This is a genomic window from Polaribacter sp. KT25b (assembly GCF_900105145.1).
Classification (GTDB): Bacteria; Bacteroidota; Bacteroidia; order Flavobacteriales; family Flavobacteriaceae; genus Polaribacter.
Map to the genome: position 1 here is coordinate 3,616,604 of NZ_LT629752.1, position 25,759 is coordinate 3,642,362.

The 25,759-nt window shown below is 28.4% G+C and carries 30 protein-coding genes; 24 read left to right on the forward strand and 6 right to left on the reverse strand.

Translation table 11 applies throughout. From position 1 onward, the window contains the following. Positions 1 to 4: 4 nt before the first annotated feature. Positions 5 to 943, forward strand: a complete 939-nt coding sequence (locus BLT70_RS15610) for an ABC transporter ATP-binding protein (protein ID WP_091896484.1) — start codon at positions 5 to 7, stop codon at positions 941 to 943. Between the two features lie 179 nt (positions 944 to 1,122). On the opposite strand, the gene BLT70_RS15615 is transcribed toward BLT70_RS15610, so the two are convergent. Genes BLT70_RS15615 through dinB form a run of 4 tightly spaced genes read right to left on the reverse strand, consistent with a single transcriptional unit; the run spans position 1,123 to position 4,750 of the window. Then, positions 1,123 to 1,998, reverse strand: coding sequence for a helix-turn-helix transcriptional regulator (locus BLT70_RS15615; protein WP_091896487.1), 876 nt, complete (start codon positions 1,996 to 1,998; stop codon positions 1,123 to 1,125). Between the two features lie 38 nt (positions 1,999 to 2,036). Continuing rightward, complete coding sequence (locus BLT70_RS15620) at positions 2,037 to 2,486, reverse strand: 3-oxoacyl-ACP synthase (protein ID WP_091896490.1); 450 nt, start codon at positions 2,484 to 2,486, stop codon at positions 2,037 to 2,039. After that, a complete protein-coding gene (locus BLT70_RS15625) occupies positions 2,483 to 3,604 on the reverse strand; it encodes an FAD-binding oxidoreductase (protein WP_091896493.1) in 1,122 nt (373 codons plus the stop codon). Before BLT70_RS15625 ends, BLT70_RS15620 begins: the two co-directional genes overlap by 4 nt. A gap of 54 nt (positions 3,605 to 3,658) precedes the next feature. Beyond that, positions 3,659 to 4,750, reverse strand: coding sequence for a DNA polymerase IV (dinB, locus tag BLT70_RS15630; RefSeq protein ID WP_091896496.1), 1,092 nt, complete (start codon positions 4,748 to 4,750; stop codon positions 3,659 to 3,661). A 298-nt stretch (positions 4,751 to 5,048) separates the two neighbouring features. Here dinB and BLT70_RS15635 point away from each other — a divergent pair, with 298 nt between their 5' ends. The 23 genes from BLT70_RS15635 (at position 5,049) to BLT70_RS15745 (ending at position 24,568) form a co-directional block, all read left to right on the forward strand. Further along, positions 5,049 to 5,387: a PadR family transcriptional regulator gene (locus BLT70_RS15635; protein ID WP_091896499.1), complete on the forward strand. Its 339-nt coding sequence runs from the start codon at positions 5,049 to 5,051 to the stop codon at positions 5,385 to 5,387. Position 5,388: 1 nt separating this feature from the next. Next, complete coding sequence (locus tag BLT70_RS15640) at positions 5,389 to 6,048, forward strand: hypothetical protein (RefSeq protein WP_091896502.1); 660 nt, start codon at positions 5,389 to 5,391, stop codon at positions 6,046 to 6,048. Between the two features lie 4 nt (positions 6,049 to 6,052). Continuing rightward, positions 6,053 to 6,706, forward strand: coding sequence for a hypothetical protein (locus BLT70_RS15645; RefSeq protein WP_091896505.1), 654 nt, complete (start codon positions 6,053 to 6,055; stop codon positions 6,704 to 6,706). Positions 6,707 to 6,708: 2 nt separating this feature from the next. Further along, positions 6,709 to 7,386, forward strand: coding sequence for a hypothetical protein (locus BLT70_RS15650; protein ID WP_091896508.1), 678 nt, complete (start codon positions 6,709 to 6,711; stop codon positions 7,384 to 7,386). A 2-nt stretch (positions 7,387 to 7,388) separates the two neighbouring features. Next, entirely contained in the window at positions 7,389 to 8,087 is a 699-nt protein-coding gene (locus BLT70_RS15655; protein ID WP_091896510.1) for a hypothetical protein, read from the forward strand. Further along, positions 8,084 to 8,782 (forward strand): hypothetical protein, encoded by a 699-nt coding sequence (locus BLT70_RS15660; protein ID WP_091896513.1) that lies wholly within the window; start codon positions 8,084 to 8,086, stop codon positions 8,780 to 8,782. Before BLT70_RS15655 ends, BLT70_RS15660 begins: the two co-directional genes overlap by 4 nt. An 11-nt stretch (positions 8,783 to 8,793) precedes the next feature. After that, entirely contained in the window at positions 8,794 to 9,501 is a 708-nt protein-coding gene (locus tag BLT70_RS15665; protein WP_091896515.1) for a hypothetical protein, read from the forward strand. Between the two features lie 52 nt (positions 9,502 to 9,553). Further along, positions 9,554 to 11,020 carry a DUF5687 family protein gene (locus BLT70_RS15670; RefSeq protein ID WP_091896518.1) on the forward strand — a complete coding sequence of 489 codons (1,467 nt, stop codon included), beginning with the start codon at positions 9,554 to 9,556 and terminating at the stop codon, positions 11,018 to 11,020. Positions 11,021 to 11,030: 10 nt separating this feature from the next. After that, positions 11,031 to 11,726 carry an ABC transporter ATP-binding protein gene (locus BLT70_RS15675; RefSeq protein ID WP_091896520.1) on the forward strand — a complete coding sequence of 232 codons (696 nt, stop codon included), beginning with the start codon at positions 11,031 to 11,033 and terminating at the stop codon, positions 11,724 to 11,726. A gap of 121 nt (positions 11,727 to 11,847) precedes the next feature. Further along, positions 11,848 to 14,073: a hypothetical protein gene (locus BLT70_RS15680; RefSeq protein ID WP_091896522.1), complete on the forward strand. Its 2,226-nt coding sequence runs from the start codon at positions 11,848 to 11,850 to the stop codon at positions 14,071 to 14,073. A 24-nt stretch (positions 14,074 to 14,097) separates the two neighbouring features. After that, positions 14,098 to 14,472 (forward strand): polymer-forming cytoskeletal protein, encoded by a 375-nt coding sequence (locus BLT70_RS15685; protein ID WP_091896524.1) that lies wholly within the window; start codon positions 14,098 to 14,100, stop codon positions 14,470 to 14,472. Then, entirely contained in the window at positions 14,435 to 14,653 is a 219-nt protein-coding gene (locus BLT70_RS15690) for an AtpZ/AtpI family protein (protein WP_091896527.1), read from the forward strand. The genes BLT70_RS15685 and BLT70_RS15690 overlap by 38 nt, the downstream gene beginning before the upstream one ends. Further along, complete coding sequence (locus tag BLT70_RS17460; RefSeq protein ID WP_091896529.1) at positions 14,646 to 15,035, forward strand: DUF6168 family protein; 390 nt, start codon at positions 14,646 to 14,648, stop codon at positions 15,033 to 15,035. Before BLT70_RS15690 ends, BLT70_RS17460 begins: the two co-directional genes overlap by 8 nt. Positions 15,036 to 15,115: 80 nt before the next feature. Beyond that, positions 15,116 to 16,252, forward strand: a complete 1,137-nt coding sequence (gene atpB, locus BLT70_RS15700) for a F0F1 ATP synthase subunit A (RefSeq protein ID WP_091896534.1) — start codon at positions 15,116 to 15,118, stop codon at positions 16,250 to 16,252. Positions 16,253 to 16,287: 35 nt separating this feature from the next. Then, positions 16,288 to 16,479, forward strand: a complete 192-nt coding sequence (gene atpE / locus BLT70_RS15705) for an ATP synthase F0 subunit C (protein WP_089258428.1) — start codon at positions 16,288 to 16,290, stop codon at positions 16,477 to 16,479. A 99-nt stretch (positions 16,480 to 16,578) separates the two neighbouring features. Then, the gene (locus tag BLT70_RS15710; RefSeq protein WP_091896537.1) at positions 16,579 to 17,079 is read left to right on the forward strand and encodes a F0F1 ATP synthase subunit B; all 501 of its coding nucleotides are present in this window, start codon (positions 16,579 to 16,581) and stop codon (positions 17,077 to 17,079) included. Between the two features lie 7 nt (positions 17,080 to 17,086). Then, on the forward strand, positions 17,087 to 17,644 hold the full coding sequence (atpH, locus tag BLT70_RS15715; RefSeq protein WP_091896540.1) for an ATP synthase F1 subunit delta: 558 nt from the start codon (positions 17,087 to 17,089) through the stop codon (positions 17,642 to 17,644). 74 nt (positions 17,645 to 17,718) lie between these two features. Beyond that, the gene (gene atpA, locus BLT70_RS15720) at positions 17,719 to 19,296 is read left to right on the forward strand and encodes a F0F1 ATP synthase subunit alpha (RefSeq protein WP_091896543.1); all 1,578 of its coding nucleotides are present in this window, start codon (positions 17,719 to 17,721) and stop codon (positions 19,294 to 19,296) included. A 65-nt stretch (positions 19,297 to 19,361) separates the two neighbouring features. Then, a complete protein-coding gene (atpG, locus tag BLT70_RS15725) occupies positions 19,362 to 20,228 on the forward strand; it encodes an ATP synthase F1 subunit gamma (RefSeq protein ID WP_091896546.1) in 867 nt (288 codons plus the stop codon). Between the two features lie 473 nt (positions 20,229 to 20,701). After that, positions 20,702 to 21,634, forward strand: coding sequence for a hypothetical protein (locus tag BLT70_RS15730; RefSeq protein ID WP_091896549.1), 933 nt, complete (start codon positions 20,702 to 20,704; stop codon positions 21,632 to 21,634). 174 nt (positions 21,635 to 21,808) lie between these two features. Further along, positions 21,809 to 22,561: an SDR family NAD(P)-dependent oxidoreductase gene (locus tag BLT70_RS15735; RefSeq protein WP_091897762.1), complete on the forward strand. Its 753-nt coding sequence runs from the start codon at positions 21,809 to 21,811 to the stop codon at positions 22,559 to 22,561. Further along, positions 22,562 to 23,425, forward strand: a complete 864-nt coding sequence (locus BLT70_RS15740) for an aldo/keto reductase family oxidoreductase (protein WP_091896551.1) — start codon at positions 22,562 to 22,564, stop codon at positions 23,423 to 23,425. A 3-nt stretch (positions 23,426 to 23,428) separates the two neighbouring features. Further along, positions 23,429 to 24,568, forward strand: coding sequence for an ATP-binding protein (locus BLT70_RS15745; RefSeq protein ID WP_091896554.1), 1,140 nt, complete (start codon positions 23,429 to 23,431; stop codon positions 24,566 to 24,568). Positions 24,569 to 24,717: 149 nt separating this feature from the next. On the opposite strand, the gene BLT70_RS15750 is transcribed toward BLT70_RS15745, so the two are convergent. Both BLT70_RS15750 and BLT70_RS15755 read right to left on the reverse strand, forming a co-directional pair. Then, positions 24,718 to 25,275 carry a YgcG family protein gene (locus tag BLT70_RS15750; protein WP_231962749.1) on the reverse strand — a complete coding sequence of 186 codons (558 nt, stop codon included), beginning with the start codon at positions 25,273 to 25,275 and terminating at the stop codon, positions 24,718 to 24,720. Then, the gene (locus tag BLT70_RS15755) at positions 25,254 to 25,727 is read right to left on the reverse strand and encodes an SRPBCC family protein (RefSeq protein WP_172824426.1); all 474 of its coding nucleotides are present in this window, start codon (positions 25,725 to 25,727) and stop codon (positions 25,254 to 25,256) included. Before BLT70_RS15755 ends, BLT70_RS15750 begins: the two co-directional genes overlap by 22 nt. Between the last annotated feature and the right edge of the window lie 32 nt (positions 25,728 to 25,759).

Sequence of the window (25,759 nt, forward strand, 5' to 3'; positions counted from 1 at the left end):
TTTTATGCTACAAGTAAACAACATTACTTTTGGATATTCTAAAAAGAAAATTGTTTTAAATAACTTCAATTTTACTTTGTATGAAGGAGAACATCTTTGTTTGATGGGCGAAAGTGGTTGTGGAAAATCTACCTTACTAAAAGCCATTTACGGTTTAATAGACCTACATGAAGGCTCAATTTTTTGGAAAGGAAACAAAGTTTTAGGACCTAAACATCATTTGGTTCCAGGAATGGATTTTTTTAAATATGTTGCGCAAGATTTCGATTTAATGCCTTACACTTCTGTGTCTGAAAATATTAAAAAATTCTTATCTCGCTTTTATCCAGAAGAAAGTGAAAAACGAACTCAAGAATTGCTTGATGTTATAGAAATGAAACCTTTTGAACATACTAAAGTTAAGAACCTTAGTGGTGGCCAACAACAAAGAGTTGCTATTGCAAGAGCATTAGCAAAAGAACCAGAATTATTATTGTTAGATGAACCTTTTGGTCAAATTGATAATTTTAAAAAAAACTCTTTAAGAAGAAAATTATTTCGTTATTTAAAAGAAAAAAATATTGCTTGCATTGTTGCTACTCACGATAAAAATGATGCACTTTCATTTGCTGATAAATTAATTGTTATCAGAAATAATAAAATTTTGGTAAATAATTCTCCTAAAGAAATCTATAAAAATCCAAAAGAAAAATATATTGCAGCTTTGTTTGATGATGTAAACGAAATTACCATCAATAATAAAGAATATTTATTATATCCTCATCAACTAAAAATTATTGAAAAATCTAACCTTAAAGCAGTTGTGCTAAACTCTTATTTTAAAGGTTCTTTTTGGCTAATTGAAGTAGAATTTGAGAATCAAGTTATCTTTTTAAAACATCCTCATTTTTTAGAAAAAAAGAATGAAATATCTCTTGATATTTTAAAAAAAGAAATCACCTAAATTTTAAAATTAAGGTGATTAATTATAGACTTTTTCATAAAAAAAATAAATTCTTAATCCCATGAAAAAGAAGGGAGGGGGAACAATTTTCATCTGTAAAATATCAGTAAACAAATCTAGGTGTAATTTACATGTAAAAAAGGTAGTTTTTAGACTTAAAACTGTAGAAATGGGAAAAATTAATTTATAAATTGCTTTCTAAACTCTTCTGGTGTAGATTTAGTATGCTTTTTAAAATACTTATATAAATTAGTTGGGTCCTTATACCCCACTTTAAAAGCAATTTCTTTTATAGAAAGATCATATTCTAAAAGTAATCTTTTAACTTTTATAATAACGGTCTCGTCTATAAATTCTTTAGCAGGTTTGTTTGCAATAAATCTTACTACTGTATTTAGTTTTTTGGTTGAAAAACCTAGATTAGTAGCATAATCATACACTTTTCTGGTTTTATAATAATCTTCTTCTAACATATTTTGAAACCTAATAAACTCTTTTAAATATTTACTTTGTGTAATATGATTGTGTTCTTTAGATTTTAACCTGTAAATTAATGTAATTAAAATATGTAAAAGACTCCTTATCAACTTAAAAGAATACATATCATTAATTTCTAAAACCTCTTTTTCTATACCTTTAACCAATTGAAAAATACCACCAAAATCTGCATCTATTAATTGCGTTTTAGGAGATACCAGCAACTCATTAAACATCTGTATTGCAGATGCTACTTCAATTTCATTTAAATAACTATTTAAAAACTCTTCTTTAAAACATAATAAAAAGCCTTCTCTTTCTTTGTTTAAATAGAATTTATGCATTTGATTTTTTCTAATTGCAAGTATAGTTCCTTTACTATATTCAAAATCTGTAAAATCAATTGAGTGTTTACCAAAACCTTTTGTAATAAAAATAAAGGCGTAAAAATTTACTTTATGGTTTATTGTTAATATTTCTTCTTCCTCGAACCTAACTAAATCTTGAAAATTTACAATATCAAAATTTGATTGTTCTAGTTTTAAGTAATTATGGGTTTTAAAAAAATTATTCGGCATCTAATTCTAGCAATTTTAGCTCCACAAAATAAAATTTATTAATTAATATTCCTAATTATTTTCTTTATTTTATTAAAAACCAACTCATTACCAAGTGTTTTTCCTAACAATAATTTACCAATTGGCGATGAAACTGAAACAGCAAAATACACTTTACCATTAACAGTTAATTGACCTGCAGAAATAGACAAAAAATAATTTACAGAATCTGTTTCGATAATGCTTCCTAAATGTGCAATAGTTGATTTTTTAGAAATATTTATTTTTGATAAAATTTCTTTCATTTCTTGAATTCCAGAAAGTTGCTGACTCGCTTTTTCCATTTCTAATTGCAACATTGCTCTACCGGTTTCGTGTTTATCACCAGCAGAACTTTTAGTTTCTGAATTCAATGCTTTTTGATTAGACGAAATAATTTCTGTTACAGTTTGTGCACGTTTATTCACAAATATTTCACACTGTTTAAAAAGTTCTTCTTTTATATTCATACTAAATCTGCTAAATCTTTACCAACAATACTACCAATTGCAATTCCCATTCCGCCTAAACGAACTCCACAAAAAACATTTTCTGATACTTGTTTTACAATTGCTTTTTTCTGCCCAGAAAAATTTTTAAAGCCAACACCCATAATTCCACTCCATCTATGTTCAATTTCAAAATTTGTATTTGGCAAAATAGTTTCTTTTAATATTTTTTCTAATTGATTTTGAATAATTGCTGTTTCGCCAAACTTTGTAGTTTCTTCGGATTTAAAGTCTAAATTTCTTCCACCTCCAAACAAAATTCTATGATCAATGTTTCTAAAATAATAATAGCCATTTTCTAGATGAAATGTTCCTTTTATATGTAAGTTTGTAATAGGTTTTGTAATTAAAACCTGTGCTCTTGCAGGTTTTACATTTATATTTAAAAGCTGATTTGCAAAACCATTTGTTGCAATAAAAAGCTTACTTGTTTTAAAGGTAATTTTATCTGTTTTAACTTCTACTTTATTTCCTAATTCTACAAAATTTTCAACCGAAATATTGTATAAAATTTTAACTCCTAATTTTTGAACTTTACCAATTAATGAAACCACCATTTTGCCAGTATTTATTTGACCTTCAAAAGAATTTACAAAATGGTTAGAAACCACTTTTTTAAACCCAAATTTATCAGGTACTACCAAAAAAACATCTTCTTTAAAAATTGGTTTTAAAAGCTGATTTATTTTTGTTTTTTTTGATACACATTCTTCAAAAAAAGACAGGTCTTTACAAAGTTCAAAACCTTTATTTTGCTGATAATCGATATTTTTATCGCCTAAATTTTTACGCAATAATTGTAATCCTTTCCAGCGTTTATCAACCAAATTAAAAACTTCTTCTTCTGAATGTGTATTTAAATCATCAATAATTTCTGATAAACTTCCAAAACACGCAAAACCAGCATTTTTTGTGCTTGCACCTTGTGGTAACATTCCTTTTTCGAGAATTAAGATTTTTGCCTTTGGATGTATTTTTTTTAATTCTAAAGCACAATTTAAACCTACAATTCCACTACCAACAATTGTAAAATCGATATTTGTAAACCATTCTTTCAATTCCCAATAACTATAGTTCATTATTTTTTTATGAATTAATTAGACCTTACCGTTTTTTAAAACCTGTAACGTCTTTTAAATCTTATTAAACTCAAATTGTAATTGCACCCAAACTGGTTCTTTTAGTATTGTATTTAAATTACCAAAAGACAAACCTAATAAACGCACAGAATTTACAATTTCATCTTGATATAGCAACTCTTTTACAACAGGAAAAAACTCACTTTTTTTCTGCATAAACTTCGCAGTTGTTTTGCTTCTTGTTTGTTGTGTAAAATCTGAATATTTAATTTTTAAGGTGATGGTTTTTCCTTTGGTATCGCTTTTTTTCATGCGTCTTTCCAATTCATCAGCAATCTTTTCTAATTTTTCTAGCATAAAAATTTCTGAAGAAATATTTTCCTCAAACGTTCTTTCTGCCGCAACAGATTTTCTAATTCTGTTAGGTTTTACCTTGCTATTATGAACGCCACGAACAATATTATAATAATGAACGCCAGATTTACCAAAGAGTTTTACCAATTCTTCTAAAGTTTTTTTCTTTAAATCATTCCCAATAAAAATACCCAAATTATACATTTTTGCTGCTGTAACTTTACCTACTCCGTAAAATTTATTGACCGGTAATTCTTCTAAAAACTGAAGAACTTCATTGGGATGCACTGTTTTTTGTCCGTTTGGTTTGTTAATATCCGAAGCAACTTTTGCAATAAATTTGTTTATAGAAATTCCTGCGGATGCTCTTAACCCAATTTCATCAAAAATGCGTTGTCTAATTTCTCTAGCAATATCATTAGCAGACGGATTTCCTTTTTTATTTTCTGTGACATCTAAATACGCTTCATCCAAAGATAGTGGTTCTACCAAATCTGTATAATCGAAAAAAATGGCTCTAATTTTTGCTGATATTTCTTTGTATCGCGCAAAATCGGTTTTTACAAAAATTAAATGTGGACATTTTTGTTTTGCTAAAACGCCACTCATGGCAGATTTTACTCCGAATTTTCGTGCTTCGTAACTTGCTGCAGAAATAACACCTCTTATTTCGTTTCCACCAACAGCAATTGCTTTTCCTACAAGTTCAGGATTGTCTAATTGCGCTACAGATGCATAAAAAGCATCCATATCTACATGAATTATTTTTCGAAAAGGAGGTTGTAATTCCATCTTCCGAAATTACAAAATGACACTCGAATTACATAACTTTTCGTCGTTTTGTAATTTTTTAAAAATCGTATAAAATCAAATGAAAAGAAAAATATTTATACCTAAGAATTCTATGCATCAAAAAATTATGTATATTTGATTTTTCAGAAAATAGCAATTACATATTTTTTAATTTGAATCGATAAAAAATTGACTTCTCGATACAATTTCGATGAAAAATCGAAATTACTCGAAGTGACAGTCAAATAGTTTAGGTTCAGTTTCAAAATTAAACACATAACCGATTACACATCAAAATATGGGAAATCAGAAATTATACAAAGGTTCTTTACAAACCATCATTTTAAAATTATTAGAAACGAATGATAAAATGTATGGTTACGAAATTACGCAAAAAGTTAAAGAATTAACCAAAGGCGAATTACAAATTACAGAAGGCGCTTTGTATCCTGCTTTGCACAAATTAGAAGCTGATGGTTTGCTAGATGTTGAAGTTGCAAAAGTGGGTAACAGACTTCGAAAATATTACAAATTAACAGAAAGCGGAACCAAAGAAACTGCCAATAAATTGGAAGAAATGCAAGAGTTTTTAAAAACAATGCAACATTTGGTGAATCCTAAATTTAGTTTGGAGTAATATGGAAAAGTCCTATGAAATAACAGAAAAACAGTTGGATTTCTTAGAAGGTTTTCTAAAAAGAAAATACCCAAGTATTACTGACGAAACTAAAATTGAATTAACAGATCATTTAATTTCTGACTTTGAAGCAACTACAGAAAACGGAAATTTATCTCAATATTTATCTAATGAATTAGAGTTTATAAGAAAGTTTGTATCTACTAGAGTTAAATTACTTGGAGTTAATTATAATAGAGATGTATGGCAAGAATATTTAAGTTATTATACAAGTATAAAAAAGGTACCAATTTCTATATTTACTTACTTTTTAATTTACTTTTTATCTGTAAACTTAAATAATAAGTTTGTTTGGTTGAGCTTTTTCTTTTCAGTTTTTGGAGTTTATGGTTATTCATTATTTGCACAAACAAGTAAAATCCCTATAGAAATAAGAAAACTTCCAGAATTGCAGTTGTTAGGTAAAGGAATTACAATGGGAATTCCTTATTTAATGTGCATGGTTATCTTTTTTCCTGATATTAAAACTGTACTATTAGAAAATAGTATTTTATTTTCATTTTACTGGTTTTTTGCATTTTCATTAAGTATTGCTGCTTTAATAGTAATGCATAAAAAGAAAAACATAATAACAGAAAAATACAAACACTTGTTAAACTAACGCTATGGAATTAACAAAAACACAAATACAACAAGTAGAAAGCTATCTTAAAAATAAAAGATTCGATTTTATTGATTTAAAAGTAGAAGTTTTAGATCATATGATTTCTGATATTGAAAGCTTAATCAGTAAAAATATCTCTTTCGAAAACGCTCTTAAAATGACCATTTTAAAATGGAATACTCATTTTAGGGAAACATCTAGTTTCTTTTTTGGGTTGATGTATTCAGATTCTAAAATTGTGGTAAAAAAAGCAGTAAAAATTTTTAAACCTTTTTACTTTTTGTATTTAGCGTCTTATATTTTACCTGTAATTATTTTGATGAATTTTTCATTTGTATTTTCTGAAACTTCCATAAATATAATTAACGGATTCTTAAACGGATTTACAATCACTTTTTTATGCTATTTGATTTTTATAATTGTAAAAGTGATCACATCCAAAGTAAAAACAACCTATCGTTTTATTTTAAAAACGCAATACTTAGGTATCATTTTTCTGATTATTCCTTTATTGACGGGAAATCATTTTGATGATGATAAAAAGTTAAATCCAGTTTTTACAGGTTTTCTTTTGGCCGGTTTTGCAGTAACGTATATCTGTCATTATTTCTATAAAAAGCACGAAGAAGCGATCAAAAAATATAAAATTTCATAATTATGGAATTATCAAAAGAACAACTTTTACAAATAGACAATTACATTTCTGCTTGTGGCATAAAATTTTATGATGTACGTGCAGAAATTGTAGATCATTTTGCAAATATCTTAGAGCAAAAACTGATTAAAAATCCTGATTTAGATTTTAAAAAAGAAATAGAAAATATCCATAGAAATTTTTCTGATAGAGGTTTTAGCAAATTACTAAAAGAGAAAACAAAATCTGTTCAGAAAAAGTTTTACAAACAGTCTTTAAAACATTTAATTACGTTTTTTAAACTTCCTAAAATTATTATTTCTGGCGCGTTGTTTTATACTTTATTTTTAATAATGAATTTATTTGAGGATAAAGAATTTTTTTTTCAGGTTTTAACTGGATTTGGTTTCTTATACATTTTTATTTTCTTCTTTAGTCTATTTATCAAAAAGAAAAAAAAGAAAGAGCTCTTTTTAGTTTTAGATATGAATACTAATTTTTTTAATATTATTAACAATACCGTTATTTGGTTAAACGTTATTACGTCTCTCAGAACTTCAGAAAGTTTTTTTAATCCGATACATAATATTATTCAATTAACTTTTTTTGTATTATTTATATTGTTTTTATGGTCTGCTTCTAATGTGTTTTATCAAAATAAAAAACAAGTAAAAGAACAATACCCAAATGTAATTGTGTAACTATGGAATTATCAAAAGAGCAAATACAATATATAGACCATCGTTTAGAAAATGATGGCGTAAAATACTGGGAAATTAGAATAGAAATGTTAGATCATATTGTTTCTGATGTTGAGAAAAACTTACAACCAGAAAACACAGATTATCAATTTAAAGAATTAGTGCAAAACGCATTTGTTACTTTAGGTTGGAAAGAAAATTTTAACGGAAGTAGTTTTCCAAATAACGATAAAGATACTTTCAAAAACGTAAATAACGAATACAGAAAAATGTATCTTCAAGGATTTATTAACTTTTTTAAAAAACCTTTAAACTTTTTTTTATTTACATTATTCTGTTTGATACTTTTTAGTTTATCAGAGTTTCTAAATTTAAAGACATTTAAAAGAGTTAGTATTGTTTTTTTTATTTTACCTTTAATTGGTAGTCTTTTTGAATTATTTAAAACAAGTAGAAATAAATACGGGAAATCAATTCATAGAGATTTTGGTGTAACTTATTTAACAATGTCTTTTCTGATATTTAATTTTATAATACAAAGTGTTACAAATGATAGTTTATTTGAAATGCCAATAGAGTATCATAAAACTATACTTCTTTTTACAATACCATTTCATTTAATACTATCTTTTTCTGGTTATCAGGTTTATAAAAAGTCAATTAGAGAACTTGAACAAATGCGTAAAGAATTACTATCATGAAACTAACCAAAGCACAAATAGAAGAACTTTACATTTTTACACGTAAACATTATGTAGAATATTATGATGTGCAAACAGAATTGGTAGATCATTTAGCTAATGATATAGAAAGCATTTGGGAAGAATATCCAAACTTATCTTTTGATGAAGCTCGTAATAAATCTTTCAAAAAATTTGGCATTTTTGGCTTTATGGATGTTGTAAATTCAAAAGAATCTCAAATGACCAAAAAGTATTTTAAACTCATTTTAAAGTTTACAAAACAATGGTTTCAATTGCCTAAAATTATATTAACAATAGTACTTTTTGTTGGGTTTTATCAATTGCAAAACATACCAAATGCAGATGTAATTTACAATGGTGTTTTTGTATGTACTCTTTTATCCCAAATAATTTTACTAATAATTAATAGTAGAAAACTAAAAAAGAAATTCAAAATAACTAAGAAAAAATGGTTGTTCGAAAACGTTATTAATATTCAAGGTTTAGGGAGTAATGCACTACTGTTTTTTTACTTTTTTGATTTTCCTTTTTCCCACACCCAAGATTTTTTAGTAATGGGCGATTTTAGAAAAGTATTTTCAGCATTATTAATTACTTTTTTGGTAATTATTGGTTATATCACTTTAATTGTTATACCAAAAAAAGCAGACAAATTATTACAAGAAACGTATCCAGAATTTAAATTATCATAAATTATTTTTTGATGAAATTATCAGAAATCCAAATAGACGAGCTTTACAAATTTACGCGCCAACATTATGTATATCATTATGATGTACAAAGCGAATTGGTAGATCATTTGGCAAACGATATTGAAGAAATTTGGGTAGAATATTCTAATTTATCTTTTGAACAAGCTCGTGAAAAATCATTTAAAAAATTCGGAATATTTGGTTTTATGGATGTGATTGAAGCCAAACAAAAACAAATGAATAAACGGTATCGAAAAATCTACTGGCGGTTTTTTAAAGAATGGTTTACAGTTCCTAAAATTCTTTTAACGATTTCTTTATTTCTTGCTTTTATCATTATTTTAAAAAACACTATTGCTATTTATTTTATTTTAGGCATTACATTTATTTACATTTTGTATGATCTATTTTATTTAGCAAGAGCAAGAAAAAGAAATAAAAAAAAGATAGAAAAACAGGAGAAAATATTTTTGTTAGAAGCTATGATTAGAGATACTCGATCTAATTTTACAGGACTAAATCTGCTAAACATCCTTAATATGAGTTTTATTTTTAGATATCATTTTAATGATTTAGCTTTTCATTGGCTTCTTTTATTAGCACTCTTTTTTACAATTGCAGTAATTTCTATCTATATCAACAATAAAGTTATTCCACAAAAAGCAGAAGAATTACTACAAGAAACCTACCCAGAATATAAATTAGTAAAAAAACTGTAACAAAAACAATTGTACAACTACTTATAAATTATCTAACTAATTTACCAAACTTATGATTTCACATTTTTTAAAATTAGAATGGAAACAATATTTTAGATCTGCAAATTGGCAAAAAAGTATTTTCTTAAATATTCTTTTGGTCTTATTTGCACTCTATTTTATGCTTTCTTTTTTAGCAATTGGTATTGGAGGTTTCTTCATTCTAAAAGAACAATTTCCAGATAAAGACCCACTCTTTTTAGTTAATTCGTTTTTACTTTTTGCAATAGTTGGCGATCTAATTTTTAGATACATTATGCAAAAATTACCAGTAATGAACATAAAACCATTACTAACCTTAAACATTCCTAGAAATAAAATTGTACACTTTATTTTGGTAAAATCGTCGTTCTCATTTTTTAATATTATGAGCTTGTTTTTTTACATTCCGTTTTCGATAGTTTTAATCAAAGAAGGTTATAATGTTACAGGTGTTTTAGGTTGGTTAGCAACCATGATTTTATTGATTCAATCTGCTAATTTTTTAAACTTTTTAATCAATAAAAATAATATCGCCTTTGGCGGATTGATAACACTTTTAGTTGGTGGTTATCTTGTACAACATTTCGATATTTTTAATTTAGCAGGTTTTGTTGGCGAAGGTTTTGATTTTATTTATCAAAACCCAATAACTGCTGTTGCATTTTTAATAGTTCTGATTGCACTTTATCTATTAAATTATAAACAATTAAGAAACGAAGTATATTTAGATGCATTAATATCAGAAAAAACAAAAGAAGCAAATGCATCAGACTTATCTTTTGCAGATAAATTAGGAGATTTAGCGCCTTTTATTAAAAACGATTTACGATTAATTTGGCGTAATAAACGAACAAAATCGTCTACTTGGATGATTTTAATGGGTTTAGGTTATGGTCTGTTTTTCTATCCGCAACCAATGTATAAAGACATGGTTTTTATGTATGTTTTAGTTGGTATATTTTCTACAGGAACTTTTTTAATCAATTTTGGACAATTTATTCCTGCTTGGGATTCTGGTTATTACAAAATGTTTATGAGTCAGAATTTTAAATATCATCGTTATTTAGAATCTAAATTTACCATGATGGCAATTACTGTAGTGGCACTTTTTGTATTAGGAATTCCGTATGTTTATTTTGGCTGGAAAGTTTTGGCAGTTCATTTTGCTGCCATGATTTACAATATTGGTGTAAACGCTCATGTTATTTTATATGGCGGAACTTTTAATAGAAAAAAAATAAATTTAGATGAAAAAGCCGCCTTTAATCTTCAAGGAACTGGCGCTGTACAATGGCTAATTGGTTTGCCTTTAATGCTATTACCAATGGCTATTTTTGCACTCGTAAATTGGTTGGTAAGTTTCGAAATTGCAACATTAGTTTTAGCAATTTTAGGCTTTATCGGTATTGCTTTTCATCAAAAATTAATGGCTTTTATCACCAAAAAATACATTACAAACAAATATGTAATGATTCACGCATTTAATCAAGAAAACTAAACTTTACACAATGATAGTAACAAAACAACTTTCAAAAAAATACGGAAAAACGGAAGTTTTACATATAGATTCTTTAGAAATTCCTACAGGTCAAAGTTTTGGTTTGGTTGGTAATAACGGAGCAGGAAAAACAACCTATTTTAATATTCTATTAGATTTGGTAAGACCAACTTCTGGATCAATTATAAATCATAATATTCAAGTAAATAGAAGCGAAGAATGGAAATCTTTTACAGGTTCTTTTATTGATGAATCTTTTTTAATTGGTTACTTAACCCCAGAAGAATATTTTGAGTTTGTGGGCGATTTAAGAGGAATGAACAAAGCCGATGTTGCAAAATATTTAGGTCAGTTCGATGAATTTTTTAACGGAGAAATTATAGGAAAGAAAAAATATTTAAGAGATTTAAGTAAAGGAAATCAGAAAAAGGCAGGAATTGTTGCTGCAATGATGGGAAAGCCAAAATTGGTTATTTTAGATGAACCTTTTGCAAATTTAGATCCAACAACACAAATTAGATTAAAAACATTAATTAAAGAATTAACTGAAAATAAAGAAATTACCGTTTTAATTTCTAGTCACGATTTAACACACGTAACAGAAGTTTGCGAAAGAATTGTGGTTTTAGATAAAGGAAATGTGGTAAAAGATATCCAAACATCTGCAGAAACTTTAAAAGAATTAGAAAGCTATTTTTCAGTTTAAAGAAACTATTCTTATTTTATTACTATTTTTACACTCTTATGTATACTTTTTTCTTTAGAAAATAGTTTTAGATAAGAGTTTTTAGTTACTTTAAAGAATTTTTTAATTTAGATTTATCTGCGTGAAAAAATACATTCAAAAAATAATTGTCATCCTTTTTATTTTTGTTGCTGCTTATTCTTGTAGTACAAAAAAAGATACTGTTATCAGCAGAAATTTTCATGCTATAACCACAAAATACAATGTTTTATTCAATGGCCAAGAGTCGTTTAATAAAGGTATTGAAAATATTAACAATAATTATAAAGACGATTGGTTTAGCCGTTTACCAATAGAACCAATTGTTTTTGAAGAAGACAAAATTGTAATGGCTTCTTTTAATTCTGGGCCTGGAGCTGGTTTTGGCGGAGCGCCAAAAGAAGAAAAAGAACTAACCACCTTTGAAAGAGCCGAAGAAAAAGCCGTAAAAGCCATTCAAAAACATGGCATGAATATTAACGGAACAGAACATAATAGACAAATAGACAACGCTTATTTATTGTTAGGTAAATCTCGCTATTATTCTCAACGTTTTGTTCCGGCAATTGATGCTTTTAATTATGTAATTGCAAATTATCCGCAAGCGGATTTAATTGCAGAAACTAAAATATGGAGAGCAAAAGCAAATACAAGAATTGATAATGAAGAAACCGCTATTGAAGCAATGAAATTATTGTTGTTTGTTAGAGACACTTTTGAAGCTAATTTGCCAGATAGAATTAAAGAACAAGCGCATACAACTTTAGCAATGGCATATGTAAAAAGCGATAGTATGCAAAAAGCTAAAAAACACTTACAATTAGCAACTAGAACTTTAAAAGATAGAGATCAAGGCGCAAGAAACCTTTTTGTTTTAGGGCAAATGTTTAGTGATGAAAATAAAAAAGATTCTGCTTTTTATGTTTTTAATAAGTTGGCAAACTTTAAAAAAGCACCTTACAAATATAAAATTCACGCAAATATAGAATTGGCAAAAAATTTCTCTAAAGATTCTTTATCAACAACTTTATTAGAAAGAATGCAAAAGTTGATTAAAAACAGAGATAATAGACCTTATTTAGACGAATTGTATTATCAAACAGCTGTTTTACATCAAAATAATGATAGTATTACGTTGGCTTTAGAGAATTATAATAATTCGTTAAGAGCAAATAACGGAAGTGATAAACAGAAAACATTTACTTATGAAAATTTAGGTGATTTGTATTTTAAAAATTCAGAATATCAATATGCAAGTGCTTATTATGATAGCGTTTTACAAGTCTCTAAAGATAGTTTAGATATTAGAATTAGACGAATTAAAAGAAAACACAGAAACTTAGCATCCTTAATTAAGTTCGAAGAAATTGTTACTATAAACGATAGTATTGTAAAAATTGCATCTTTATCTAAAGACGAACAAAAACAATACTTTGAAAACTATATAAAAAAGTTAAAGAAGATTGATGAAGATGCTGCACAACTACGTTTAAATCAAATGGCATTTGGTAATGCTGCTATTGGTTTACAATCTGGCAAAAAAGGAAACTGGTATTTTTACAATAATCAATCGTTATCTTTTGGTAAAACCGAATTTAAAAAAGTTTGGGGAAACAGAAGATTAGAAGATAATTGGAGATGGTCCGAAAAAGCAACTTCTGGTAAAACATCCGTAGAAGATGCTGCGCAAACTAATGCAGTAAATTTAAGATACGATTTAGATACCTATTTAAGCACCATTCCTGATAAAAAAGAAACTATAGACAGTTTAAAAATTGATAGAAATCAAGCTTTATATGAACTCGGTTTAATTTATAAAGAACAATTTAAAAATCAGAATTTAGCAAGATTACGATTAGAAAGATTGGCAACTTTAAATCCGAAGGAAGAATTAATTTTACCCATAAACTGGCATTTATATCAAATTTATAACAATTTAGGTGATACAGAAACATCTGAAATTTATAAAAATGTAATTCTTACAAAATATCCAGATACTAAGTTTGCACAAATAATTTTAAATCCGAATAAAAACGTTGAACAAGAAGAAAAAACTGCCATTAATGAAATAGAAAAAACTTACAAAGAAATGTACTATTTGTACAAAGAAGGTAAATTTGAAGAAGCAGTTTTAAATATTGATGCGTTTATTATTACCATACCAAATTCTAATTTAGTTCCTAAGTTTGAACTTTTAAAAGCATACGCAATTGGTAAATTTAAAGACATAAAAACTTATAAAACTGCATTAGAGTTTGTTGCTGTAAGTTATGGTAACACAGAAGAGGGCAAAAAAGCAAAAGAAATTATAATTCAGATAGGAAAATAGTTTTAATAAAACGAACCGAAAACTATGGAAAGAAATGTAATAGCTAAAAATACCGTTATTGTTGGAGAAATAAAATCTGATGGAGATTTTAGAATTGATGGCACTTTAGAAGGTAATTTAACAACTAAAGGAAAAATTATTATTGGCGCTACAGGTATTGTGAAAGGAGATCTTACAGCAACTACTGCAAATATAGAAGGTACAAGTTCTGGAAACTTAATTATAGAAAAAACCTTAACAGTAAAAGCTATTGCAAAAATTTCTGGAAATGTTATTGTAGGAAAACTTTCTATAGAACCAGGTGCAGATTTTAACGCAAGTTGTGTTATGAAAGGAGATATAAATAAAACGGAAAGCATTGATGGAAAAGAATCCAAAATCAAAAAAACCTTTAAATAAAGCTATTCAACTTTCTGGAGCGGGTTTACAAATGGGGTTAACTATTTATCTTGGTTTTCTTTTAGGAAAATGGCTAGATAAAATTTTTGAAACTGCTTTTTTAAAAGAAACAGTTACACTCCTTGCTATTTTTTTAGCTATGTATTCGTTAATAAAACAAGCAAACAGAATTAATGATTAAAACAATTTTTCTGTATACCGTAATTTTCTTTTCTCTTTTTTTTATAAGCTTTTTTCTACATGAAAATTACATTGAAAAAGCAGCAATTATTTTACCTTTTTCTTTACGTAAAATCTACCTTTTTCACTTAGGATTTTCGCTACTAATTTGTATTAACTTTAAAGTGTTTTCTTCTGTTGATAAAATCTTTCCACAACTTGGTTTTATCTATTTAGGGACCATTTTTTTAAAAATTGTGCTATTTAGCGCTTTCTTCTATACATCAATATTTACGGGAGACAACCTATCTCAAACAGCTAGAATATCACTATTTATTCCGATGATTATTTTTTTATTAACAGAAGCGATTTTTGTTTCTAAAATTTTGAATAATAAGCAATAATAAAAAATATATTAAAAAAGGGTTTGTAGTTTTGATTAATTACGTATTTTTGCGCCGAATTTAGAAAGCGTATTTTAACAATGAAGATTGCACAAAAAACAATCAAATTCCTTACAATTGCAGCAATAGCCCTCTTTACGGCTACGAGCTTTGCTAGTGGAACAGACAAGAAACACGACAAGCAAAACGATGGTGGGCGTGTAAATACGAAAGAGAAAGTTGATGCCTACATAAAACATCACGTAAAAGATTCTCACGACTTTTCTCTGTATTCATATACAGGTGATGATGGAGAAAGACATCATAAAGGTTTTCCTTTACCAGTTATTTTATGGACAAGCGAAGGTTTAGTAACATTTATGTCTTCAGAGTTTCATCACAATGATGATGGTCACGTAATCGTAGAGAAAAAAGGATTGAAATTCGTAAAAGTTCATAGTAAAATATTAGAATTAGATGAAGGTGCAGCAAGTGTTTCTTTTGATGAAACGCATCATCCAATAAACGCACACAAGGTTTTGGATTTTTCAATTACCAAAAGTGTTGTAGGTGTCTTACTAATCGGTTTGTTAATGTTTTTAGGTTTTGTTAGATTAGCAAAACAATACAAAACAAAACAAATACCAACCGGTTTTGCAAGAGTTCTAGAGCCTTTGGTCTTATACGTTAGAGATGAGATTGCTAGACCTAATATTGGAAATAAACATTATAGAAGATTCACTGGATATTTACTAACTGTATTTTTCTTTATTTGGGCTTCAAATTTATTGGGTTTAATGCCATTTGGTTTTAATATTACTGGTCAAATAGCAATTACAGCAGCCTTAGCTATTTTTACTTTAGTAATTTATTCGTTTAGTGGAAATAAAGGATATTGGATGCATATGCTATGGATGCCAGGGGTTCCTGTGTTAATTCGTCCAGTTTTAGCAATTATAGAATTGGCTGGAGCATTATTAATCAAACCATTTTCATTATTAGTGCGTTTGTTCGCAAATATTACTGCAGGTCACATTGTGGTTATGAGTTTAATAGCAATAATGTTTACACTAAAAGAAACTATGGGAGTTGCAGGAGCAACATTCCTTTCTGTAGTGTTATCATTTTTAATAATATTAATTGAGATTTTAGTGGCTTTCTTGCAAGCATATATCTTTACAATGCTTTCAGCATTATTTATTGGTATGGCAGTAGAAGAACATGAAGAGGCTCATTAATCAAATTTGTTTAATTTAATATAAATACAATCATTATGTACAATTTAATTGGAGCAGGATTAGTAGTAATTGGAGCAGGAATTGGATTAGGTCAAATTGGTGGAAAAGCAATGGAAGGTATTGCTCGTCAGCCAGAAGCGACTGGAAAAATCCAAACAGCTATGATTATTGTTGCAGCACTTTTAGAAGGGTTAGCATTTGGTGCGTTAATCTTAGGAAAAGGTTAATAGAATCAAAAGAAAAAAAACACAATTTATAACGGTTGGTTATAAATTGTGTTTTAAAATTAAACAAATCAAAAAAATAAAAAGTAATTATTTAATAGTATGGAAGCATTGTTAAACGATTTTTCACCTGGGTTATTTATAGTTCAAACAATCTTATTGTTAATCTTAATTGGTTTAATGGTAAAGTTTGCTTGGAAACCAATTATGAATTCTTTAGAAGAAAGAGAGTCTGGAATTGAAGACGCATTGGCTGCTGCAGAAAATGCACGTAAAGAAATGCAAAACTTAAATGCAGACAACGAAAGATTATTAAAAGAAGCAAGAGAAGAAAGAGACGCAATGATGAAAGAAGCTAGACATATTAGCGATAATATGATTGCAGAAGCTAAAGAAGATGCAAAAGAAGTTACAGCTACATTAATTGAAAAAGCACAAGCTTCTATTCAGCAAGAAAAGCAAGCTGCATTAGCTGAAATTAAAAAGAGCGTTGCAGAATTATCTATTAGTATTGCAGAATCAGTAATTAAAAAAGAATTATCTAACAAGAAAGATCAACTAGACTTAGTTGAAGGAATCTTAAAAGATGTTACTTTAAACTAAGTAGAGTATGAAAGACGCAAGAGCAGCAATACGTTATGCAAAAGCAATTTTAAATCTAGCTAAAGATTCTAAAGAAGAAACTGCGGTAAATGACGATATGTTATTTATTAGCAAAACAATTTCTGAAAATGATGAATTTGAGGTGATGTTAAATAGCCCTATTGTTAAAATTTCTGATAAAATAAATATTTTAAATGCAATATTTAAAGGAAAAGTAAACAATATTACTCTTGGCCTATTTCATTTATTACAAGACAATAAAAGAATATCAATGTTATATTCTATTGCAAAACAATATGCAATAATTTATGATTTTGATAAGCATATGCAAGTTGCTAAGGTTACTACAGCAGTGCCTTTAACAAAAGAAATTGAAACAAAAGTTTTAGCAAAAATCGTTACTTTAACTGGCGATAAAGCAAACCTAGAAAACGAAGTTAATCCAAATATATTAGGCGGATTTATTTTGCGTGTAGGAGATATGCAATACGATGCAAGTATCTCTAATTATTTAAACGAATTGAAAAAGGAATTTGACAATAGTCATTATATTCCAAAAATATAAGTAGCAGTAAGCTATAAGCTCTATGTGTTGTGCATAAAGCTTAAAGCCCAAAGCCTAAAGCAAATTTTAAAAAGATGGCAAGTATTAAACCAGCTGAAGTATCAGCAATTTTAAAGCAACAGTTAACAAGTTTTGAAGCTAAAGCTACTTTAAATGAAGTAGGAACTGTTTTACAAGTAGGAGATGGAATTGCTCGTGTTTACGGTCTTTCTAATGTTCAATATGGTGAATTAGTAGAATTCGATAACGGATTAGAAGGTATCGTATTAAATTTAGAAGAAGACAACGTAGGTGTTGTATTATTAGGAGCTTCTACTTCTATTAGAGAAGGTTCTAATGTAAAACGTACAGATCGTATTGCTTCTCTAAAAGCAGGAGAAGGAATTGTTGGTAGAGTTGTAGATACTTTAGGAAGCCCAATTGATGGTAAAGGACCAATTACAGGTAAAACTTACGAAATGCCTTTAGAGCGTAGAGCTCCTGGAGTTATTTATAGAGAGCCAGTTACAGAGCCATTACAAACTGGTATTAAATCTATTGATGCAATGATTCCTGTTGGTAGAGGTCAACGTGAGTTGATAATTGGAGATAGACAAACAGGTAAATCTACAGTTGCTTTAGATACTATTTTAAATCAAAAAGAATTTTACGATGCTGGTAACCCAGTATATTGTATATATGTAGCTATTGGTCAAAAAGCTTCTACTGTTGCTGCAATTGCAAACATGTTAGAAGAAAGAGGCGCATTAGCTTACACAACAATTGTTGCTGCAAATGCATCAGATCCTGCTGCAATGCAAGTTTATGCACCATTTGCTGGAGCTGCAATTGGAGAATATTTTAGAGATTCTGGAAGACCAGCTTTAATTGTTTTTGATGATTTATCTAAACAAGCAGTTGCCTACCGTGAAATTTCTTTATTATTAAGAAGACCACCAGGACGTGAGGCATATCCTGGAGATGTATTTTACTTACACTCAAGATTATTAGAGCGTGCTGCAAAAGTTATTAATGATGATAAAATTGCAAGTGAAATGAACGATTTACCAGATTCTTTAAAAGGAATTGTAAAAGGTGGAGGTTCTTTAACTGCATTACCAATTATTGAAACTCAAGCAGGAGACGTTTCTGCATATATTCCAACAAACGTAATTTCGATTACAGATGGTCAAATTTTCTTAGATGGAGATTTATTTAACTCTGGTGTTCGTCCAGCAATTAACGTAGGTATTTCTGTATCTCGTGTTGGTGGTAATGCACAGATTAAATCTATGAAAAAAGTATCTGGTACTTTAAAACTAGATCAAGCACAGTTTCGTGAATTAGAAGCATTTGCTAAATTTGGTTCTGATTTAGATGCAGCTACTATGAGTGTAATATCTAAAGGACAGCGTAACGTTGAAATCTTAAAACAAGCTCAAAATGATCCATTTACAGTAGAAGATCAAGTTGCTATTATTTATGCAGGTTCTAAAAACTTATTAAAGGATGTTCCTGTAAATCAAGTTAAGAAATTCGAGAAAGATTATATCGATTATTTAAACGCAAAGCATAGAGATGCTTTAGATATTTTAAAATCAGGTAAATTAACACCTGAAGTTACTGCAACATTAGAATCAGCAGCTGAAGAAATTTCTAAACATTTTAATTAGAAATTAGTTTGTAGACGTTAAAAAATAAAACTAACGACTAGTAACTATTAACTAACAACTAAGAAATGGCAAACTTAAAAGAAATACGTAATAGAATTACTTCTATAAAATCAACTATGCAGATTACATCTGCCATGAAAATGGTATCTGCTGCAAAGTTGAAAAAAGCACAAGATGCAATTACGGCAATGCGCCCTTATTCATCTAAACTAACTGAATTATTGCAAAGTTTAAGTGCAACTTTAGATAGTGATGCTAGTGGAGCATATTCTAATCAAAAAGAAATTTCTAAAGTTTTAATTGTAGCTATAACTTCTAACAGAGGTTTATGTGGTGGTTTTAACTCGTCAATAACTAAAGAAGTTATTAACACTGTTCAAGAGAAATACAGTGATGTTAATGTTGACATATTATCTATTGGTAAAAAAGGAGCAGATATTTTAGGTAGAAAATTTAATATTATTGAAAGCAGAAATGATGTTTATGATAATTTAACTTTTGATAATATTTCTGTAATTGCAGAAAAGTTAATGAGTCTTTTTACTAACGGTACTTACGATAGAATTGAATTAGTTTATAATCAATTTAAAAATGCGGCAACTCAAATTACACAAGTTGAGCAATTTTTACCTATTAAACCTATTGATGATATTGAAACATCAGCTGTAAATTCTGATTATATCTTTGAGCCATCTAAAGAAGAAATAGTTTTAGCATTAATTCCTAAATCTTTAAAAACTCAATTATATAAAGCAATTAGAGATAGTTTTGCTTCAGAACATGGTGCTCGTATGACAGCAATGCATAAAGCAACTGATAACGCACAAGATTTAAGAGACGATTTACTGTTAACTTACAACAAAGCACGTCAAGCGGCAATTACCAACGAAATCTTAGAGATTGTTGGTGGTGCAGAAGCATTAAATAATTAGATTTATACTTCTGTAAACACAGAATCTTATAAAGTACAAAGAGCTTATCAAAATTTTGATAAGCTCTTTTTTTATATCTTAACATTTAAAATTATTTAAGAACCTGTAAAAATTAAACCCTAAAAATTATATCAATATTTGTAATTATGATTCTATTTTATAAATTTGAAAATATAAAGTTTGAAGAATTCTACCATTTATAATTACATCAGCAATCAATAATAATTAGACTTAAGGTCATCAGAAATTAAAAAAATTTACTTTTGACTTGAAAACAAATGAAGCATTAATTAGTTACATTGTAAAAGGAAAAACAAAATACTTCAAAATATAATCTATCAAAAAATAGAATTCTGTATTTTACCCAAAAATCTAAAAACCTCATTATTATTTAGTTAACAATAGTTATTCAGAACATATTTTTTGGCACGCAATTTGAATATTCATAAGCATAACCATTAAATTGAAAGCTTATGAAGACTCTAAAATTACTTTTCGCAATTATTATTACAGGAACTCTTCTTAATTCGTGTACAACAGTATATCAAGATTCTTATTATGAATACGAACCAACATTAGAAGAAGTTGTTTCAGAATATGATTTATGGTATGTAGATTATCATAGAACATCTGGAAATGGAGATATTCCTTATGTTTCTAGAGCATTTACTTTATCATTTATCAACGGAGTTTTATACGCTAATAATAACATTGTTGATATTGGAAAAACGGGAAATGGTTTAGGAATTGATGTTGGAACATACAATACTTTTAGTGGTTTACTAAAAACGAATCATGATCTAGATGGTGTAAATAATTTTGAAGTTACCATTCTATCTAACAACGAAATTAGATTATACAACCAAAGACAAAATGTGAACTATTATTTAATAGGCTACAATATTAACAATTTTGATTATGATAAATTGTTCTATGAAAACATAGAATATTTTTTACAAGAATACATTGCTTGGGAAAATACAGATGTATTTGGCGGAACTCCAAATGCTTTTGATAATGAACATTTTTTAGCTTTTACTCCAGAAAATATAACAACGTTTTATAGTTCTCAAGATAACTTTGGCACACAAGTTGATTATATTAATTGGGATTATATAGGTGGATATGAAGTGTATGATGTTACTGGTTATGAAGACCTAAAATTTTTAACACTTAATTATGATGGCGGAGATATAGAAGAATTTGAATTGAGCGTTATCAATGATAGTAAGATTCGTTTGTATCATATAAACTCAGACACGACATACGATTTTTCTGGTAGAGGATTTGTACAGTATTTAAAAGGTGAAAAAAATGTTAAAACTGAAACACCAACTGTAAGAAACAACAACAGAAAACGTACTAAAGTAGAAAGAAAGACAAAGATTAGAAGAAATTTAAAATAAGTTTGGTTAGTTGATTTTTGGTTGGTTATTTCTCAATAACCAATTGAAAGGAGAACCGTCCTGAGGAGGACGGTTTTTTCTTTGCTTATTATTGATGAAAAAATATTGATTTATAAACAAAATAAACCGCTAGTTTTCATAATTTTAAGCACTAGAAAAACAATACTAAAATTAATGAAAAAAACAGCATTTATAACTGGCGCAACTTCAGGAATTGGTAAAGCTACCGCAGAATTGTTTGCCAAAAATAATATCAGATTAATTCTTTGTGGAAGAAGGTCAGCACGGTTAGAAAAACTCAAAGAAGAATTAAGTAAACTTACAAAAGTAATAACACTGCAATTTGATGTTTCTAAAAGAGAAGAAGTTGCAACTGCAATCAATTCACTTCCAGAAAACTTTAAGGAAATAGATATTTTGATTAATAATGCAGGAAATGCACATGGCTTATCAAGTATTCAAGATGGCCATTTAGATGATTGGGATGCAATGTTAGATATTAACGTAAAAGGTTTGTTGTATGTTTCTAAAGCAATCATTCCAAAAATGGTTTCAAATAATAACGGATTTATTGTAAATATTGGCTCAATTGCTGCAAAAGCTGTATATCCTAATGGAAATGTATATTGTGCATCAAAACATGCTGTAGATGCTTTAAATAAAGCCATGAGAATTGATTTAAACAAACATAACATTCGTGTTTCTGCAATTCATCCAGGTGCTGTAGAAACTGAGTTTTCTGATGTTCGTTTTAAAGGTGACACAGAAAAAGCAAAAACCGTTTATGCGGGTTATAAAGCTTTGCAAGCAGAAGATATTGCAGATATCATTCATTTTGTGGTAACAAGACCTTATCACGTAAATATTGAAGATTTAGTGGTGTATCCAACAGCACAAGCAACAGCAACAATTTTAAATAGAAATTAAATGCCAACATCAGAAATAATAATTGGATGTATGTCTTGGGGAAAATGGGGAAAACAATTTTCTACCAAAGAACAAGTTGAACTAATTCAGTTTTGTTTAGAAAACGGGAATTCAACTTTTGATCATGCAGATATTTATGGCGATTATTCTACGGAAGCCGAATTTGGAAAAGCGTTTGTGGAAAGTGGAATTGCTCGTGAAGATATTCAGTTAATTTCTAAATGTGGTATCCAACTTGTTGGCGAAGCTAGAAACAATAAATTAAAGCATTATAATTATGCTAAAGAATATATTATTTGGAGTGTAGAAAATTCTTTACAAAATTTTAAAACTGATTATTTAGACACGCTTTTATTGCACAGACCAAGTCCGTTAATGCAACCTGATGAAATTGCAGAAGCTATTTCTGAATTGAAAGAAAGTGGTAAAATAATAAATTTTGGAGTTTCAAACTTTACACCTTCTCAGGTTGATTTAATTGCTGATAAAATTCCGGTTTCTATAAATCAAATAGAATTTTCTTTAACACATTATGCTGCAATGCAAAATGGCAGTTTAGATCAAATGTTACAGAAACAAATTCAGCCAATGTGTTGGAGTCCTTTAGGAAATGTTTTTAAAAATGAAACTCCTCAATCTTTTAGAATAAGAAAAATTCTAAACATTTTATCAAAAAAATATGCAGTTTCTAATGATGTGCTTTTATTGGCTTGGATTTTAAAACATCCAGCAAAAATTTATCCAGTTATTGGTACTACAAATAAAGAACGAATCTTAAATGCAAATAAAGCTTTAGAAATTGATTTAGATTTACAAGATTGGTTTTTACTTTTAGAAGCAAGTAAAGGAGAAGAAATGCCATAAAAAATGATTAACAAACGCTTACTTATTAAAAATCTACTTTCTCACAATGATGAGAACAGTTTTTATGATAAAAAGCAAAAATTATCATTAAGTACAAAAGATGGAAAAGCAAAGTTTTTAAAGCATATTTGTGCGCTTTCAAATTCAAATCCAGAAAATAATTCTTACATCGTAATTGGTATTGAAGACGAGGAAAACAAGATTATTGGTGTAGATTTTTATGATGATAGCAAAATTCAAAATTTGGTAAATGCATATTTAAAAAATCCACCAAAAATTGAGTATGAAAATGTTCCTTTTCCAAGATTACCTCGTCATAAAGTAATTGGTTTGGTAACTATTCATCCAAATAATAAAATAACATCACTTTTAAAAAATGCTTGGAAATATAGAAAAGGAACCACTTTTTATAGACGAGGAAGCAACTCAATACCAGCAAATTCAAATTTTGAGTTACTAAACACCAACAAAGAAATTGTTGCTGCTATAGAAAAAAATGCACGTAATAATATCGAATTAACTTTAGATGGCGTTTTCGATTTTATTAATAATCACAAAACAGAATACAACCCAAAATACAAAGTTTTTAATGAACAGTTTGTGTTGTGTTGGGCAGGAGAAAAGAAAGTTTTAAATGGTGAAGAATTCTTTTCTAGAGTAGATATTGAATTGATAAACGAGCAAGTAAAACTATTTTTTTCTGCTTTAGATGATGTTCAAATTAGTTTTAATAACCATTCATTTATTGTAACAGAATTCATTTATTTAGGTCTAGAAAAGCAAGAGAAATTGTATCCGTTAGAAAAAACGATTATCAATTTTAAAAATAATGGAAAGCATGATATTATTAAAGAATTCTTGTTTCAACCACCAAAATTTGATGGAACAATAATTCAGCATATTTTTTTAAATAATAAGGCAATCATCAAAAAAATTGAAAAAGGAATTCCACTTTCTGTAACAGAACATGAAGATGTTTTACGATTACCAACCAATTCTTTAATCTGTTTTTTATATGGTTTTTTAGATGCTGCAGATCTGCTAAAAAATGCCAAAGACTACATCAAAAACTTAGATGATAAAACAACTTATATCTCTTATAAAGAGGCACTGAGAGTAATTAGAAAAGTGAAGTATGGTTAGAGAAGTTCGTTTAACGGTATAGTGTATGATTTCGTTGCATGTTTAAGCACTAAAGTTAGCAAATAAATCACCGATAGAAAGTCCGCGAGGACTTTCGTAAGTAGGCTTTAACTAGCAATGAATTATACACATTGTTGTACACAGTACTTTTATTTCCATTTTTTTATTAATTCAGTCACACCTTTTTTAATTCCGTCATAAAAGTCTCCATTTTTAAATTCGGGAATTATGGTTTCTTCAATTACGTTTTTACAGATTTCGTCCGTCAAAATCAGTTCCGTTCCTGTTCCAGTTGCAATTCCGATTTGTCGACAAGGATTGCATACAACTATTGTCAATCCGTTATTTTTTTCCGCATTTCCAATTCCCCATTCGTTTCCTATGTCAACAGCATATTTTTGGATATTTTGATATGGTTTTATGCTGTCAATTGTTATGATAACGATTTGTCTCGTAGTTTCAATATCATAGTAATAAAGCAATTTCGATAATTCAGTACGCTGTAATTCTGTGAATACTTTCCCATAATCGTTTATAATTCCAATTGGTTTAGGAAAAGTACTTTTTATCGTTCCTGAAGATTCAACTTCAGTTTTTGATTCTTTAGTTTCTATTTCCTGTGCTGAACCCTTACAAGAAAGAAAATTCAAGGTTAGAAATAGGATTAATATTTTAGTTCCGATTTTCATTTTATCACTTCTTTCCATTTGTCAGATTCCGCAAACTCTTTTACAATTCGGTTTCTTTCAGTTAGTAATTCAGTCATATATTTTTCCAGAAAGAGTTTGTCCGCTAACTTTCCTAAAATTCCAAAAGGTGATTTATAATCGAAAAAGTCGGTCATCAAAGTTCCACCATTCGATTCAGCAAAGTGATGTTCGTGTTTAAATTCCGCAAATGCTCCTTTAACCATTTCGTCCGCAAAGTAATTCGGTTTATCAAATTCCGTTATTTTGGAAGTTAGTTTTTGATAGATTCCAAAGTGTTTTGCTCGCCAAGTTACGCTTTCATCTATTCCAATTAATCCACTTGTTTTTCCAGCGATTGCTTCTTCATTAGTTTGTTCGGTCGATATTTTGTGCAAATCGATACTTCGAGATAGGTCAAACACGATATTTCTATCAGCTTTTATTTCAGTTTGAAGTTCAATTCTCGGCATTTTTCGGGTATTGTGTACAACTATAATGATAA